Raw genomic sequence first — 14,274 nt, 5'->3', positions numbered from 1 at the left:
CGGGCCTTGTTGGTTCGTGTTGCCCGCAGGCTGGCACGGGCCGCGTCCGGGTGCAATCCCCTGCAACAGTTTGCGACGAAGGCTTAAAGCGGTCTGGATAGGTCGCCCATCCGGGTCTATAAGCGCGCCTGTAGCAAAAGGAATTCGCCCATGCGCAGCGCTAAGATCAGCCGTCAGACCGCCGAAACCGAGATTTCGGTCGAGGTCAATCTGGACGGCACCGGCCAGTATGACAACCAGACCGGCGTCGGGTTCTTTGACCACATGCTGGATCAATTGGCGCGGCATTCGCTGATCAACATGACGATCCGTGCCAAGGGTGATTACCACATCGACGACCACCACACGGTCGAAGACACCGGGATTGCGCTGGGTCAGGCACTGACGCAGGCGCTAGGGGACAAGAAGGGTATTCGCCGCTATGGCGAGTGCCATCTGCCCATGGATGACGCACAAGTACGCTGTGCGCTGGACTTGTCGGCTCGTCCGTTCCTGATCTGGAATGTGGACCTGCCGACGCAAAAGATCGGCACGTTCGACACCGAGCTGGTGCGCGAGTTCTTTCAGGCGCTCAGCACCCATGGCGGGATCACCCTGCATATTGATCAGTTGCATGGCTTCAACAGCCACCACATTGCCGAGGCCGCCTTCAAGGCCGTTGCCCGTGCTTTGCGCGATGCGGTCGAAACCGACCCACGCAAGGCGGATGCGATTCCCTCGACTAAGGGCGCGCTGTAGATGCTGACAGCCATCATTGACTACGAGAGCGGTAACCTGCACTCGGCGGAGAAGGCGTTTCAACGGATGGCCCGCGAACTGGATGCGGGCGAGGTCGTCGTGACATCGGATGCAGATGTTGTCGCGCGGGCTGATCGATTGGTTCTGCCCGGTGATGGCGCTTTCCCGGCATGCGCCGCCGAGTTGCGCGGCCACAAAGGCATCTATGACGCTATGGTAGAAGCCGTCGAGCAGAAAGGCCGCCCGTTTCTGGGCATCTGCGTCGGAATGCAGCTGATGGCGACCAAGGGCCATGAATATGCTGAGACCGACGGTCTGGGCTGGGTCGCAGGTGATGTTGTGAAGATCGAGCCCTCGGACAGCGCGCTCAAGGTGCCACATATGGGCTGGAACGATCTGATTCTGGAAAGCGACCATCCGGTCTTTGACGGGATAAAATCAGGCGATCACGCCTATTTTGTGCACTCCTACCACTTCCGGGTGATGGATCCGGCGCAACGGCTGGCCTATGTGGACTACGGGCAAGAGGTCACGGCCGTGATTGGCCGCGACACGATGGTTGGGATGCAGTTCCACCCTGAGAAAAGCCAGGATGTCGGCCTGCGTATGATCGGCAATTTCCTGACCTGGAAGCCCTGAGGTTTACTGCACCCGCGTCCAGACCTGCCCCCGGCAGACCAGACCACCCACGGCACACCCCTTGACGGTCAGCTTGTTCTGGCTGTCCAGTGTCATTTTCGAACTATAGGTTTTGTCGCGATCCGGGGCCCAGATTTTGCCGTCGTCATAGCTGCCGTCACCCTCGGGGATCATGTCCCAGATGATTTGCTTGCCAAGGTTTTCGTACTCCAGCTGTTGGTTGCCTTGGGCATCAAATGCGCTGTCGATAGTTCCGCAGATGGCGCTGCCACATTCCGAAATCGACACATGCAAATAGCCGCCCGTATCGCCCGGAGCGGTCTTCCACAGCCCGTCTACCGGATCGGCAGCAAAGGCGGTGGTGGCCATCGCAACGAAGACCGCTGCAAGAGAATATGTCTTCATGGTTATCTCCCTGTCTTTCCGGTCAGTCTGACCTGCCGTTCGGCACCGGGCAAGAATGACTTAGCGTCGCGTTGCGCCCCTGCCCTGCCTGTGCGATATCCCGCGCGTGTAACAGTGATATAGGGCCGCCCGACATGATCCTCTACCCCGCCATCGATCTGAAAGACGGCAACGCCGTGCGCCTGCTGCGTGGTGAAATGGATAAGGCGACGGTCTTTAACGAAGACCCTGCTGCGCAGGCCCGCGCCTTTGTCGAGGCTGGTTGCGAGTGGCTGCATCTGGTTGATCTGAACGGTGCTTTTGCCGGGGAGCCTGTTAATGCGGCACCCGTTGAGGCAATTCTGAAAGCCTGTGATGTGCCCGCTCAGCTGGGTGGTGGTATCCGGGACATGGCCACAATCGAGACCTGGATCGAAAAAGGTCTGGCGCGGGTGATTCTGGGCACCGTTGCAGTCGAAAACCCAGATCTGGTGCGCGAAGCTGCCAAAGCCTTCCCGGGCAAGGTAGCCGTCGGTATAGATGCACGAAACGGCATGGTTGCCACCAAGGGCTGGGCCGAAGAGACCGACGTACAGGTCACCGATCTGGCGCACAGTTTCGAGGACGCTGGCGTGGCAGCGATCATATATACAGACATCAACCGCGACGGTGCGATGCAGGGTCCGAATATCGAAGCCACGGCGGCGCTCGCGCAGGCGGTTTCGATTCCGGTAATTGCCTCGGGCGGTGTCAGCTCGCTGGACGACCTGATCGCTCTGCGTGATTGTGGCGTCGAGTTGAACGGCGCGATCTCTGGCCGCGCGCTCTATGATGGCGCGATTGACCTAAAAGAGGCCATTCGCGCCCTGAACTGAGTTATTGAGCAGCGGCGGCGGTCAGTTTCGCCAAAGCGCCGCGCATCTTTTCGATGATGGGGGATTTCTCTACTTCGTCGAGCTCGTCCATCGTCTCTTTCGGATCTTCATAAGCCAGCCAGACCTGTCCGTTTGCGTCTTCGTAGGCCTGCACCTTCAGCGGCAAGAACAGCCCCGCGCGCGGGTCGATCTGCATGGCGGGAGTGCCCAGAGCCGGGTTGCCGAAAATCAGCACCTGATTGGCCGGGATCGGCGTTCCGACCTTTTCCGCCCCCGCCGCGTGATCCACGCGGGCAAACACGGTGGCGCCCGCATTACCCACGGCGGCTTCCAGCGCGTCCAGCGCCTCGGCCACGGATTTGTTGGTTTCCACTTTGATGATGTCGTCAGCCATGGCGGACAGGGCGCCTCCGAATGTGAGAATTGAAGCCAAAAGAAGTTGTCGCATCTGGGTAATCCTTTTCATAAATTTCACCCCTAATTTCCATGGCTTCGCGACAGATCACAATCACAAGTCTGGCATCGGCGGGGCTTTGCCGGTACAGGTGCCCCGAGCAAAGGAAAGCCCATGCTGAAAACCCGCATCATTCCCTGTTTGGATGTCGCCGATGGCCGTGTGGTCAAAGGTGTGAATTTCGTTGGCCTGCGCGATGCTGGTGACCCCGTGGAATCGGCCAAGGCATACGACGCTGCCGGAGCGGATGAGATCTGCTTTCTGGACATCCATGCGACGCATGAGAACCGCGGCACGATGTTCGATGTGGTCCAACGCACGGCAGAGCAGTGCTTTGTGCCTCTGACTGTAGGTGGTGGCGTGCGCACCAAAGATGACGTGCGGGCCCTGTTGCTGGCGGGGGCTGATAAGGTCAGCTTTAACTCGGCCGCCGTCGCGAATCCGGACGTCATCGCCGAAGCAGCGGACCAGTTCGGCAGCCAGTGCATTGTCTGCGCCATTGACGCCAAGACGGTCAGCCCCGGCAAGTGGGAGATTTTCACCCATGGCGGACGCAAACCAACAGGCATCGACGCCGTTGAATTTGCCAAAACCGTCGTTTCAAAGGGCGCAGGTGAAATCCTGCTAACCTCGATGGATCGCGATGGCACCAAGGCCGGGTTCAACCTGCCCCTGACCCGAACGATCAGTGACGCGGTGGAAGTGCCGGTCATCGCCAGCGGGGGCGTAGGCAATCTGGACCATCTTGTCGAAGGTGTGACCAAAGGTGGGGCCAGCGCGGTGCTTGCCGCCTCGATCTTCCATTTCGGCGAATACACCATCCACGAGGCCAAAGAGCATATGGCCGCCGCCGGCATACCGATGAGGCTGACATGAGTATTTTGCACGATCTGGCGGCTACGATTGAGGCCCGTAAAGGGGCAGAACCAGACAGCAGCTGGACCGCCAAGCTGTTGGCCAAAGGTCCCGAGAAATGTGCCGAGAAATTCGGCGAAGAAGCCATTGAAGCAATCATCGAAGCCGCCAAAGGGGACAGGGGAAAACTGACCTCCGAGGCGGCTGATGTGCTTTATCACCTGCTAGTGATGCTGGCCGCGCGCGATGTTGCGCTGGATGATGTGCTGGGCGAACTGGCCCGTCGACAGGGCACCAGCGGCATCACGGAAAAGGCATCCCGACCAAAAGACTAAGCGGGTTTCGTGCGATGACCCGGCCCGCTATACTGCGGCTTCGGGTGCATTGAGGCAAAGGACGCGCAGATGATCAGAGCTTTGGTGTTCGCGGCAGCGCTTGCCACCCTCGCCGCCTGTGCCACCCCTCCCCCGTCTTCCGGAGATGAGGTCCAGCGGCTGGCGGCTGAAATCCAAAGCCTCGGCCCCGATATCGACCCGGAAGAGGCCACCCGCGCCGCCCGCATCGCCTATGCCTATACCGCGCAACTGGCGCAGGAATACGAGATCACCGACCCTCCGCTTATCCACAACGCCAAGGTCAACAAGGGTCTGCGTCCGCGTGGTCTGTGCTGGCACTGGGCTGAAGATATTGAGCGGCGACTGGATCAGGAGCAGTTCCGCACTCTGGAAATGCACCGCGCCATCGCCAACGCGGATAACCCGTTCCGCATCGACCACAGCACTGCCATTATCAGCCGCAAGGGAGAGAGCATGTACGAAGGCGTTGTCTTGGATCCCTGGCGCTATGGCGGAGTGCTATTCTGGTCGCCCCTGGTTGAGGACACCCGTTACGAGTGGGTTCCACGCGAAGTGGTTCTGGAAAAGCGGCGACAGGAACAAGCATCCAGCCCGTGAGACTGAGCTTCTGCGGGCAGTGATCGAAGCGCCATAGCGACCCGACGAAAGCGTTACCCGTCGCGCCCCGGCTCGTTTGGATTGCTGGAAAATAGCGCGATTTTGTTGCCCTGAGGATCGCGCAGATAGCCGACATAGAAATTCGGACCATACGAGGCGCGAAAGCCCGGCTGGCCTTCGTCAGACCCGCCTGCGGCAAGCGCAGCGGCGTGAAGGTCGCGAACCTGCTGTTGGGTGCGCGCCTCAAACGCCACCATGGCCCCGTTGCCAGCCGAAGCCGCGCCTCCATCAAAGGGTGATTTTACATAGAACTCGGGCTGAACCGGGGATTGCCCCGGCGGCACTGGCAGCGCATAGCTCAAGTCTCCGTGATACCGCTCCAACGCATAACCAAGGGCGGGCAGGAACGCCGAATAAAACCGCTCAGCACGCGTGATATCGTCAACACCAACGGTCACATAAGCAATCATTCCGCATGGTCCTGTCTTATTGGTTTGCTGAATGGGTATAGGCCAATTGGACCTCCCCCTCAACAAATGCACCATTTCTGTTCAATTCAGGCCGGGACGTAGACACAAACGTCAGGGCCGTCACAGCTTGGACGAAATCACTCCAGTCGCAAACCCACCCATACGCAGTTCGCCAAACAGGCGCTGATATTCGATCTTGGGGCAGCGGTTCATGACTACGTCGATATCGCGGGCCTGCGCCTTAGCAGCGGCCTCGGCATGTTCAACTCCGATCTGCATCCAGATGGTGCGCAAGTCGGGAAACGCATCCAGCGCCTCGTCGACAATGGGCGGCACAGCGTCGGAGCGGCGAAAGATGTCAACCATATCGACGGGCTCGGGAATGTCGGACAGCGAAGCCTGCACCGTCTGGCCAAACAGCATCTTGCCTGCATGGCCCGGATTGACCGGTATCACCCGATATCCCTTGAGCGACAGATAACGCGCCACGTAATAGCTGGGCCGCACCGGGTTCATAGAAACCCCAACCACCGCAACCACTTTGGTGCGCCTAAGGATTTGGGTCAGAACATCGTCGGAGTAGTCATTCATGAGCACACCATAAGCAAGCGCATGCAAAGAAAAAAGCGCCCAGGAAACTCCTGAGCGCCAGTTGTTGGAACGAGGGACAGTGAAATGACCCGCGGCAGTTCCATTCCGCGGTCACTGTGACATTTAAGCATGAGTTTTCTAAAAAAAAGAGGTCGCGCGCATTTTTGTGATGACACATCACAAAAGGCGGAATGCCGCCGAATGAAACCGTGCGCATTTCCTTCGGCGATCATGGTCAGAACGGCTCGTTACATAAGCCGCGCGCCGATCTTAAGCCAAGAGCAATAGGCTTTATTGGTAAAGAACCGCAGGCCAATGCCCCTCGGCCTCGCGGATGTAATTGGTGACATCGCGTTCCCAGATACGTTCGATCGCTTCCGAGTGGGTCAGATATAACCGCCCATCCACAATCTGCCATGCCATGGGATCGGTACTGCTTAGCAGACCTTTCGCCATCGCATAGGCGCAGTAACCACCAAACTGCGGGGCATAGGCGCGCGGATTGCGTTCAAATCGATCGCGATTTTCCTCTGACGCAAACCGCCAAATCGCACCCTTCCACATCAGCGCTATGTCGGGCTGACCCAACTCTGGTGCTCCAGCCTTGAAATAAGAAACCGCATCATAGCCTGAGACCGCCATCCCATCGTCCACGTAGAACATGGGCATTTCCTGCGCACCGACGACAGAGGCAAACGGGGTACAAGAGAGACTGATCAAGAAGGAACGTCGAGACAACATAGGTGATTCACTGGATTGCGGTTAGAGGGCTTCAAGATGCATATTTCAAACCGTATCTGAAACCCCCATGACGCCGATGTGAACTGGCGTGCGGTTGTTAATCGAAAACGTCTTCGATCACGTCCCAGGCTTCGTCCAACACCTTTGAGAACAGGCCCCGCTTTTTCTTCTTTTTGTATTTTTTGTGCTTCTGTGCCGGCTGGTAACTTTTGATCGGCCGATCTGCCAGTTTGGCTTTCGGCACCATCTTGAGATTATGCAGGGGTGCGCCGCAGCTTGCGCAACTCAGCTCGTGCTGTTGCTTTCCCCGAAGAACCAATGCGGCACGGGTACCGCAATAGCAGCAGGTGGCAATTTTATGTGGAGTGGATATGGGGGCCTCCTGTCATCTGGGTTTGGATGCATATAGTGCGATAGCCGCGGCATTTGAGACGTTTAGAGAACCAAATCCCCCCGCCGCGTCAATTTTTACCAAATGATCGACAGTTTCCTTGGTTTTCTGACGCAACCCGGGCCCCTCAGCCCCCAGCACCAGCGCCACCGGGCGATCACGCTTGTCGCCCAGCGTGGCTTCTATCGTCTGTTCGGCCTCACCATCCAGACCCAGGACTAAATACCCCATGTTCTGCAGCTCGATGATCGTATCCGCCAAATTGCGCACGCGTAGATAGGGCTGTCGTTCCAACGCGCCGCTGGCAGTTTTTGCCAAAGCGCCGGTCTCGGGCGCTGAATGGTGGCGGGTGCCAATGACGGCGCTGGCGCCCAGCACTTCTGCCGAGCGTAGAATCGCCCCGACGTTATGTGGGTCTGTCACCCGGTCCAGCAGAAGCACACGTGGGTTTTCCTGCCCGATACAATTCTCGGCAAGCCCACCCCATTCCAGCGGCTTGACCTCAAGTGCCGCACCCTGATGAACCGATCCCGGATCAATCGGTGCGGTGAATTTTCGCGGATCAACCATCTCGGGTACAATCTCCGCAAATTCAATAGCTTCCAGCAGTTTGTCGCGGGCATTGCGCGTCACAATCAGGCGCAGCTTCTGCCGTTTCGGGTTCATCAGCGCGTCGCGTACAGCGTGTAAACCGAACAGCCAGACGGTTTCTGCCGCAGCCGCTTTGCGCGCCTGTTCCTTCTCAACGACCCACTTTGGTTTCTTCATGATACGGGCCTCCGGGCCGGGAATTCGGTTTCCTGCGTCAAAGCGGTATTTTCCTGTTGACGCCCTTTAGACGCGCTAGTAATCACGCCTCCACGTCAGGTGCAACGCCTGACAGTGGGCGACAGGCCGCAAGGTGTGGCAGGGGACTGTAACTCCCTCGCGGAGACGCACGCCTGGTTCGATTCCAGGGTCGCCCACCACTTACTCACCGATAAATTTGGCCCATTCGTTCAGGCCGATAACTGTTTGATTGCACCGCGCGCTGTCAGTTGCCATGGTCCCCGCGCTATTGCGACACAGGTCCAAATGACAGCGTCATCTCTTCGTTGTTGTCAAAGCGGTATGGCGCAACCAAGGTTTTCACCTGTGCTGGGTCGACGTCCTTCGGGACATTTCGAGCCGATTCCCAAACCCGAAGAGCAGCATTTGGCGCGCGCGGGTCCCGATCGCTGTAAACAGGATGATCGGGCGCAAAATAGGCCATGTTTCCGGAAATCCAATTGTCAGCAACAATTGCACTTTCGGGCGTTGTTTGCGCGATTATCTCAGAGGTCAAAGTAGCGAAAGGGGCCGCACGTTTGGCATCCCCTGCCAGATTGTGATGCAGCATCGCCAGTCCGATAAACACCGCTAGAACGGCGCTGACCTGAGCAAATCGGTTTACGCCTTTACGACCTGTTCTGGGTAGTAGCCACAAACACAGCACGGGGCCGGCATAAATCAATATCGGTTGCAGCCAGCGATCCTTTACGTTGGTGCTTCCGCTCACAAGCACTACAGCCGCCATAAGTAACAACGCCCAGACCAGAGTACGCGTCATCAATCGCCTCAGATCATCGCCTTTGGCGGCCACCCCTTGTCTGAGGTAGACCAACCAGAGAACACCCAGGACGATTAGCAAGAGCGATACAAACCCAGCCGACGCCAAGGCCAACTCAACCAAGCCTTGCAGCGCGATCAATGTGGTTGGGCCATCGCTGCTCATGTCCAACTTGCGCGCGCTTGCAAATGCGTGTTCGGGATTGTTCAGAACCCATAGCATCGGTGGTGTGACAAGCAATGCGGCGACACCCAACGAAAGCAGCAGTCGAGGCGACCAGAGAGGCTTGCGCGTCTCAGATGCACTGAAAGCCGCCAGCAACATGGCCAGCAGCGCGATCGCATAGTTGTATTTTGACAAACTTCCCATTGCCATGACTACGCCCAGCAAGACGAATCCCCAAGTCGTCGGTTTGCGAATTAGCCCCCAAATCACCGCGAAGGTCAGAACCGAGCAGAGATTGGCCAGAACGGTATGCGTCAGCGCGCGTTGCGCCTCCCAACTAAACTGATAGAGCATCAGAAGTGACAGGACCGACAGCCCTGCCCACAGTGGCGCATGACGGGTTCGTATGGTCAGGTACAGCGCGACAACCGTCGCCAGCAGCATCCCGTTCTTCAGCAGTGACAGCCCTAATATGCCGGGACCGGTTATCTGAAAGATGCCCCATTGCAGCCAAGCATAAAGTGGCAGTTGCGGGCCGTAGCCCCATTCCAGGCGGCGCGCATCAAGAAGTATCTCAGCCTCATCCAGACCAAGCGCGCCGCCGGTTGCAACTCGCAATACGACATGAAGCAGAAAGTAAGCCGTGACTATGCTTAACCAGAAGCGATCTGTCGACATCAACCCATCGAGACGGGATTGCTTCGCTGCCGGGTCATCGACCCCGCAAGCGGCTTCCAGAGATCGCTCATCTGAGACGCACTGATCTTCGATCATGGATAAGCCCATTTCGTCGGCACTCGCCCAGGATATCTGGCCGCCGGATTGCAACTTTGACCGAAGCTAGACCCGATGTGTGGGCTCAAGTCCACCATTTTTGCGGCAGTTGGGCGCGTGAAACAATGCGCGCAGCTCAGCAGATGGATGCCTGGGCTTCAGCCGCCAGATGCCGCGGCGGGTTGAACGTCAGTTTGGGATATTTTGTCAAACCACTCAGTCAGGCTGCTGACATCGGGGCCAAGCGCCTCGGCTATGCCGCCGGCGAATTCCTGAAACTTTTCAATATTCAACTGATTGACGCCCACCAAGACGGGAATTTCACGCTCTAGTGCGTCGGCGACAATAGGGCGAAAGCCCCGCCCGTCCGCCTCGTGCTTTCCGAACTTGTTGATGATCAGCAATTGAGGGCCATCCTCAAGCGACCGCGTCACGAGGCCGACGGCCCGTTCCAATTCAGCCGGATCCAGACGGCAACCCCGAGCGTTCTTGCCAAGGGATTGTGAGATGCGAATGGTTTCCCCGGTCGGAATGACTTTCAGATCCATATCGCATTTATATCCGTCGGCACATTCGGTGTTGGTCTGCACAACCCCGGCAATCGGTGTTCCGGCCTGCACAAGACCATCCGCAAATTCGCTAAGCAGGCGGTCAGTCGCACCGCGATCGGTTGTCGTTACATAGGCCAGATGCATTTTTTTTTGGACCTCAGATTTCAGTCGATGACGTTTCAGATAGCACGCGTCGGCTTGTCCGACCACCTTCATCCATCAAGGCAACGGAGAAAGCCCGATCACCGATGCGTGCAGGTGGAGGAGAACCGCGTAAGAAGCCAAAGCAGTCAACCAGACCCAAAGGCTGGGCCAAGGGCGGGGCGCGCTGAGTGACAGGCGCGCGGTATTGCGGGAAAGGCGTACCCATTCCGTCCCCAAATTGCGCGCGGTGCGGTGATCAATGAGCGCCATGCCCATCAACGCAAAGCCAGCAAACAAGCCGAACAGGATGACATGCGACAGGCTTCCATTGGCCAAGAGATGTGCCAAAGCCCATAGCATCAACGCCACAAGTATCGGATGACGCGTCGTGCGCAGGATTCCAGGGTTTTCGGGATTGAACGGACGGTGCCCCAGCCCTCCGAATGAGAACGGGTTCCGGATCGACAGGCCCGCAATGGCCAACCAGCAGACTATAGGCATGACCAGCAAAGGCACCCAGCGAAAGATTGGAAGCGGCGGGATCACTTCGACATAGGGTGCATTTGCGGCGGCGATGATCAACCAGGCCAAAACTGCTAGAGAAATCATTGAATAGCTGGCGAAATATGCGCGCTTTCCCATCGTACCGATCAGCCAGCCGCGCACTGCTGGGCGTGCTGGAATCATGTGGCTAAGAAGGAATGTGGCAAGTGCTGCGAGGAAGAGGCCCCAACCAGTCATCGTAATCTCCGAACGTGTTGCGCCCGGTTTAGGCCGTGACAGCGCGCTGGTCTTTGTCCGAAATCAAGTGAGGGCAAAGGGGCGGTTACCCGCCCCTGCCCTGTCTTACAGGCCCAGCGCCTTGCGGCGTTCCTCGGCAAAACCCTGCACCATACGATCAGCGATCAGTGCTAAAATAGCCATGGCGGCACCGGCCGAGATGCCAAGCCCCACATCCGCCTGCCCCAGCGCCAGATAAATCGACTGGCCCAGACCGGTTGTCCCGATCAGTGCCGCTATCACCAGCATGGCGAAGGCATAGAGGATGGTCTGGTTCAGCCCCAGTAGGATGGTCGGTGCGGCATAGGGCGCGCGGACGTCGCGCATGATCTGCCACTCGGTCGCGCCGCTGGAGATTGCGGCTTCCATCATTTCCTCGGGTGTGTTGACCAGCCCGTGTCGCGTGTAGCGGATCATCGGGACGATGGCGTAGGCACAGATCGCCAAGAAGGCCGAGAACTCACCGATCTGAAACACCATCAGAACCGGGATCAGGAACACAAACAGTGGGATCGTCTGCAGCATATCACAGATCGGGCGAACCACTTTCCAGACCGGCCCCCAAACTGCGCTGGCAAGACCGATCAGCCCTCCGACTACTGCGCAGGAAAACACTGCGGCACCGCTGAGGTAGAGCGACAGGAGTGCCCGCTCCCACAGGCCTGAAACGAGGATGGTACACAGCAGCCCAACCGACAGCGCCGCAAGACGCCAGCCACCCGCGACCCAACCCAGCGCAGCCGCGCCCGTCAGGACAAACGGCCAAGGCAGGTTTGATATGCCGGTTTCCAGCATTCCGATCAGGATAAGAACGATCAGTCCACCGGTCAGATGCCCGCGCCATGTCATCAGCAGAGCGATAGCCGCACCAGCGGCGAACAGACCCCAGCTCATGCTCGGGGTCCACTGGAAACCCCAGGTGAACGGTAGTACAGCCTGGTCCAGACCGATCCGCAAGGGCAACAACACATAAAACAGAGAGTTGTTCTTGAGTGCGTCCAGCCAAGGCCCGTTAGCCTGCGTAAATGAGGTCAGGCCGGTGTCAATCGCCTCGGCCATCGGGTCCAGAACTGTAAGGTCAGACGGGTTCGGCAACCGGGACCAGAAGGCAGCGGTAAATAGCACTGCAAAGCCCAGCATCGCCCAGACAACGCGGCTGTCATATCGCTTGCGCTCGGTCGCCAAAGTGCCGCTCATCCTGTCGATGATCACTGCGAAGACAACGATGACCAGACCGGCCATGAGGGATTCACCGAACTGCGCCTTGCGCATGGTCAAAAGGACTTCCCAGCCGATGTCGTTGAAGCCGCCGATGACCGCGGCGATGATCACCATCGACAGGGCGGCCATCAGGCATTGGTTCACACCAACCATGATCTGAGTCGTGGCAGCAGGAATTTCGACCTGAAAGAGCTGCTGCCAGCGCGTCCCGCCGGACATGATCGCAGCTTCTTTGATTTCGGGCTCTACCCGTTCCAGCCCCAGCATAACGTTGCGAGCCATAGGTGGCGCGGCGTAGATGGCCGAAGCGATCAGGCCGACCACCGGACCGAAGCCAAACAGAAGCAGCAGCGGCGTCAGATAGGCAAAGGTCGGCACCGTTTGCATGATGTCCAGTACTGCCTGAACAAAGGCCTTCACACGTGGCACTTCATTGGCAAGAATACCGATAGCCCCGCCCATAATCAGCGCCACGGGGACAGATACGGCGACAAGGGCCAGCGTATTCATGCTCTCGGCCCAATAGCCTGAAGCCAGAACGAAGCTGAGGCCAAAGAACCCCAGCGCCGCCATCGGCAGACCGCCCAGATACCAACCCAGCGCAGTGACGACCCCAATCAAGATCGGCCAGGGCGTGCTGCCAAGCACGTAGTTTGCAGCATTCATCGGATAAGTCATCAGGTCCGAAAACAACCGCATCGCCGGTTTAATGCCATTCAGAAACCAGTCGAGAAACGCACCAACCCATTGCGTTGCAGGCAGTTCCCATTCTTTGGGCCATGTGATCAGCCATGGCGCAACGCCTTCCAGCGCAAGGCAAACCGCACCAACGACAAGGGTAATCAGCGCGGCCTGCGCCCCAGCCGTCAGGCGGGCCTGCCGCGCGGGGATATCCGTCACAGCGGTCATGCTTCATCCACCTGCAAAGCTGCGGCGAGATCGGACGGATGAACCGTACCGACAATATTGCCGTCTGCATCGCGGACGGGCACGGGTTCATACAGCTCCATGCAATGTGCGAGCGCCGCGTCGAGCGTCATGGATGTGGTCAAGCCCGGATCATCCGGCCCACGCTCAGCATCATCACGCATGACCGAAGCAACCTTGGCATGCTGGCCTTTGGCCACGTCCTTAGAAAATTCGCGCACGTAGTCGTCTACCGGACGCAGCACGATATCCGTCGGCGTGCCGATCTGAACGATCTTGCCGTCGCGCATAATGGCGATGCGGTCGGCCAGTTTCAGCGCCTCTTGAATGTCGTGAGTGATAAAGACAATGGATTTTTTCAACGTCGCCTGGATGCGTAGGAATTCATCCTGCAGCTGGCGGCGGATCAAAGGATCAAGGGCCGAGAACGGCTCGTCCAGAAACCAGATATCGGGATTCACCGCAAGGCTGCGCGCGATCCCCACGCGTTGGCGTTGACCACCCGAAAGCTGCCGGGGAAAGCTATCTTCGCGGCCTTCCAGGCCGACCAGCGAGATTACTTCCTGCGCACGTGCCAAACGTTCCTTTTTACCGACGCCTTGCACACGCAGCGGATAAGCCACGTTTTCAGCCACGGTCATATGAGGGAACAGGCCAAAATGCTGGAAAACCATGCCCAGCTTCTTGCGCCTTAGTTCAGTCAGGGTTTTCTTCGATGCACCGATGACATTCTCGCCATCCACACGGATCTCGCCGCCCGTACCGGGCAGAAGTTGCGAAATGCAACGAATCAGCGTCGATTTGCCCGAGCCGGACAGACCCATGATGACAAAAAGCTCGCCTTCTTTGACCTCGAAATTGGCATCCTGAACAGCAGGGATAAACCCCAGTTCGCGCAAATCGGCGGCGGCTTTGTCAGCGTCACTCCCTGACCGAGACAGCGCGTCGGTCAGAGCTTTGTCGGCACCTTGGCCAAACACCTGCCAGAGATTCTGGCAGGCGATGGCTGGCGTATTCGCTTCAGTCACTTAAG

Annotated in this window: 18 protein-coding genes and 1 tRNA gene; 7 read left to right on the top strand and 12 right to left on the bottom strand. The window is 58.2% G+C overall.

The genetic code is table 11. The features are described 5' to 3' along the window. The first annotated feature begins 150 nt into the window (after positions 1–150). Both hisB and hisH read left to right on the top strand, forming a co-directional pair. The gene (gene hisB / locus ACRZ9U_RS04140) at positions 151–738 is read left to right on the top strand and encodes an imidazoleglycerol-phosphate dehydratase HisB (protein WP_170401424.1); all 588 of its coding nucleotides are present in this window, start codon (positions 151–153) and stop codon (positions 736–738) included. Continuing rightward, positions 739–1,377 (top strand): imidazole glycerol phosphate synthase subunit HisH, encoded by a 639-nt coding sequence (gene hisH / locus ACRZ9U_RS04135; protein WP_170401427.1) that lies wholly within the window; start codon positions 739–741, stop codon positions 1,375–1,377. A gap of 3 nt (positions 1,378–1,380) precedes the next feature. Here hisH and ACRZ9U_RS04130 read toward each other — a convergent pair whose 3' ends face one another. Continuing rightward, positions 1,381–1,782 carry a DUF2147 domain-containing protein gene (locus ACRZ9U_RS04130; RefSeq protein ID WP_170401430.1) on the bottom strand — a complete coding sequence of 134 codons (402 nt, stop codon included), beginning with the start codon at positions 1,780–1,782 and terminating at the stop codon, positions 1,381–1,383. Positions 1,783–1,916: 134 nt separating this feature from the next. Here ACRZ9U_RS04130 and hisA point away from each other — a divergent pair, with 134 nt between their 5' ends. Further along, entirely contained in the window at positions 1,917–2,636 is a 720-nt protein-coding gene (gene hisA, locus ACRZ9U_RS04125) for a 1-(5-phosphoribosyl)-5-[(5-phosphoribosylamino)methylideneamino]imidazole-4-carboxamide isomerase (protein WP_170401433.1), read from the top strand. 1 nt (position 2,637) lies between these two features. Here hisA and ACRZ9U_RS04120 read toward each other — a convergent pair whose 3' ends face one another. Continuing rightward, entirely contained in the window at positions 2,638–3,084 is a 447-nt protein-coding gene (locus ACRZ9U_RS04120) for a DUF302 domain-containing protein (protein ID WP_255611717.1), read from the bottom strand. A 120-nt stretch (positions 3,085–3,204) separates the two neighbouring features. Between ACRZ9U_RS04120 and hisF the strand changes: the two genes are divergently transcribed. The 3 genes from hisF to ACRZ9U_RS04105 all read left to right on the top strand — a co-directional run bounded on the left by hisF (position 3,205) and on the right by ACRZ9U_RS04105 (position 4,898). After that, a complete protein-coding gene (gene hisF / locus ACRZ9U_RS04115) occupies positions 3,205–3,966 on the top strand; it encodes an imidazole glycerol phosphate synthase subunit HisF (RefSeq protein ID WP_170401436.1) in 762 nt (253 codons plus the stop codon). Beyond that, complete coding sequence (locus ACRZ9U_RS04110) at positions 3,963–4,280, top strand: phosphoribosyl-ATP diphosphatase (RefSeq protein ID WP_170401439.1); 318 nt, start codon at positions 3,963–3,965, stop codon at positions 4,278–4,280. The genes hisF and ACRZ9U_RS04110 overlap by 4 nt, the downstream gene beginning before the upstream one ends. Before the next feature lie 69 nt (positions 4,281–4,349). Continuing rightward, complete coding sequence (locus ACRZ9U_RS04105; protein WP_170401442.1) at positions 4,350–4,898, top strand: hypothetical protein; 549 nt, start codon at positions 4,350–4,352, stop codon at positions 4,896–4,898. 53 nt (positions 4,899–4,951) lie between these two features. On the opposite strand, the gene ACRZ9U_RS04100 is transcribed toward ACRZ9U_RS04105, so the two are convergent. The 5 genes from ACRZ9U_RS04100 to rlmB all read right to left on the bottom strand — a co-directional run bounded on the left by ACRZ9U_RS04100 (position 4,952) and on the right by rlmB (position 7,859). Continuing rightward, positions 4,952–5,368 carry a VOC family protein gene (locus ACRZ9U_RS04100; RefSeq protein WP_170401445.1) on the bottom strand — a complete coding sequence of 139 codons (417 nt, stop codon included), beginning with the start codon at positions 5,366–5,368 and terminating at the stop codon, positions 4,952–4,954. Between the two features lie 120 nt (positions 5,369–5,488). Beyond that, positions 5,489–5,959 (bottom strand): CoA-binding protein, encoded by a 471-nt coding sequence (locus ACRZ9U_RS04095; RefSeq protein ID WP_170401448.1) that lies wholly within the window; start codon positions 5,957–5,959, stop codon positions 5,489–5,491. 291 nt (positions 5,960–6,250) lie between these two features. Beyond that, the gene (locus ACRZ9U_RS04090) at positions 6,251–6,622 is read right to left on the bottom strand and encodes a YHS domain-containing (seleno)protein (RefSeq protein WP_255611718.1); all 372 of its coding nucleotides are present in this window, start codon (positions 6,620–6,622) and stop codon (positions 6,251–6,253) included. A 175-nt stretch (positions 6,623–6,797) separates the two neighbouring features. After that, on the bottom strand, positions 6,798–7,073 hold the full coding sequence (locus ACRZ9U_RS04085; RefSeq protein WP_255612144.1) for a hypothetical protein: 276 nt from the start codon (positions 7,071–7,073) through the stop codon (positions 6,798–6,800). Positions 7,074–7,085: 12 nt separating this feature from the next. Continuing rightward, on the bottom strand, positions 7,086–7,859 hold the full coding sequence (gene rlmB, locus ACRZ9U_RS04080; protein WP_170401451.1) for a 23S rRNA (guanosine(2251)-2'-O)-methyltransferase RlmB: 774 nt from the start codon (positions 7,857–7,859) through the stop codon (positions 7,086–7,088). A 116-nt stretch (positions 7,860–7,975) separates the two neighbouring features. Between rlmB and ACRZ9U_RS04075 the strand changes: the two genes are divergently transcribed. Then, a tRNA-Tyr gene (locus tag ACRZ9U_RS04075) sits at positions 7,976–8,059 on the top strand. Between the two features lie 86 nt (positions 8,060–8,145). Here ACRZ9U_RS04075 and ACRZ9U_RS04070 read toward each other — a convergent pair. From ACRZ9U_RS04070 to ACRZ9U_RS04050, 5 genes are all read right to left on the bottom strand, one after another. Continuing rightward, complete coding sequence (locus ACRZ9U_RS04070) at positions 8,146–9,618, bottom strand: glycosyltransferase family 39 protein (protein ID WP_170401454.1); 1,473 nt, start codon at positions 9,616–9,618, stop codon at positions 8,146–8,148. Positions 9,619–9,776: 158 nt separating this feature from the next. Next, the gene (locus tag ACRZ9U_RS04065; RefSeq protein WP_170401457.1) at positions 9,777–10,313 is read right to left on the bottom strand and encodes a DUF2478 domain-containing protein; all 537 of its coding nucleotides are present in this window, start codon (positions 10,311–10,313) and stop codon (positions 9,777–9,779) included. 75 nt (positions 10,314–10,388) lie between these two features. Further along, the gene (locus tag ACRZ9U_RS04060) at positions 10,389–11,054 is read right to left on the bottom strand and encodes an NnrU family protein (RefSeq protein WP_170401460.1); all 666 of its coding nucleotides are present in this window, start codon (positions 11,052–11,054) and stop codon (positions 10,389–10,391) included. A gap of 105 nt (positions 11,055–11,159) precedes the next feature. After that, a complete protein-coding gene (locus ACRZ9U_RS04055) occupies positions 11,160–13,223 on the bottom strand; it encodes an ABC transporter permease subunit (RefSeq protein ID WP_170401463.1) in 2,064 nt (687 codons plus the stop codon). Then, positions 13,220–14,269 (bottom strand): betaine/proline/choline family ABC transporter ATP-binding protein, encoded by a 1,050-nt coding sequence (locus ACRZ9U_RS04050; RefSeq protein WP_170401466.1) that lies wholly within the window; start codon positions 14,267–14,269, stop codon positions 13,220–13,222. The genes ACRZ9U_RS04055 and ACRZ9U_RS04050 overlap by 4 nt, the downstream gene beginning before the upstream one ends. Positions 14,270–14,274 lie beyond the last annotated feature (5 nt).

Source organism: Ruegeria sp. D7 (assembly GCF_056534355.1).
The sequence above is the reverse complement of the archived record's forward strand: the minus strand, read 5'-3'. Positions and strand labels throughout refer to the sequence as shown.

What these genes read in the sequence shown, in the direction of transcription:
- ACRZ9U_RS04065 (WP_170401457.1), bottom strand. Translation starts at nt 10,313, where the DNA reads ATGCATCTGGCCTATGTAACGACAACCGATCGCGGTGCGACTGACCGC.
- ACRZ9U_RS04100 (WP_170401445.1), bottom strand. Translation starts at nt 5,368, where the DNA reads ATGATTGCTTATGTGACCGTTGGTGTTGACGATATCACGCGTGCTGAG.
- ACRZ9U_RS04130 (WP_170401430.1), bottom strand. Translation starts at nt 1,782, where the DNA reads ATGAAGACATATTCTCTTGCAGCGGTCTTCGTTGCGATGGCCACCACC.
- hisH (WP_170401427.1), top strand. Translation starts at nt 739, where the DNA reads ATGCTGACAGCCATCATTGACTACGAGAGCGGTAACCTGCACTCGGCG.
- hisA (WP_170401433.1), top strand. Translation starts at nt 1,917, where the DNA reads ATGATCCTCTACCCCGCCATCGATCTGAAAGACGGCAACGCCGTGCGC.
- ACRZ9U_RS04120 (WP_255611717.1), bottom strand. Translation starts at nt 3,084, where the DNA reads ATGCGACAACTTCTTTTGGCTTCAATTCTCACATTCGGAGGCGCCCTG.
- ACRZ9U_RS04095 (WP_170401448.1), bottom strand. Translation starts at nt 5,959, where the DNA reads ATGAATGACTACTCCGACGATGTTCTGACCCAAATCCTTAGGCGCACC.
- ACRZ9U_RS04070 (WP_170401454.1), bottom strand. Translation starts at nt 9,618, where the DNA reads ATGATCGAAGATCAGTGCGTCTCAGATGAGCGATCTCTGGAAGCCGCT.
- ACRZ9U_RS04060 (WP_170401460.1), bottom strand. Translation starts at nt 11,054, where the DNA reads ATGACTGGTTGGGGCCTCTTCCTCGCAGCACTTGCCACATTCCTTCTT.
- ACRZ9U_RS04105 (WP_170401442.1), top strand. Translation starts at nt 4,350, where the DNA reads ATGATCAGAGCTTTGGTGTTCGCGGCAGCGCTTGCCACCCTCGCCGCC.
- hisF (WP_170401436.1), top strand. Translation starts at nt 3,205, where the DNA reads ATGCTGAAAACCCGCATCATTCCCTGTTTGGATGTCGCCGATGGCCGT.
- hisB (WP_170401424.1), top strand. Translation starts at nt 151, where the DNA reads ATGCGCAGCGCTAAGATCAGCCGTCAGACCGCCGAAACCGAGATTTCG.
- ACRZ9U_RS04090 (WP_255611718.1), bottom strand. Translation starts at nt 6,622, where the DNA reads ATGTTCTACGTGGACGATGGGATGGCGGTCTCAGGCTATGATGCGGTT.
- rlmB (WP_170401451.1), bottom strand. Translation starts at nt 7,859, where the DNA reads ATGAAGAAACCAAAGTGGGTCGTTGAGAAGGAACAGGCGCGCAAAGCG.
- ACRZ9U_RS04055 (WP_170401463.1), bottom strand. Translation starts at nt 13,223, where the DNA reads ATGACCGCTGTGACGGATATCCCCGCGCGGCAGGCCCGCCTGACGGCT.
- ACRZ9U_RS04110 (WP_170401439.1), top strand. Translation starts at nt 3,963, where the DNA reads ATGAGTATTTTGCACGATCTGGCGGCTACGATTGAGGCCCGTAAAGGG.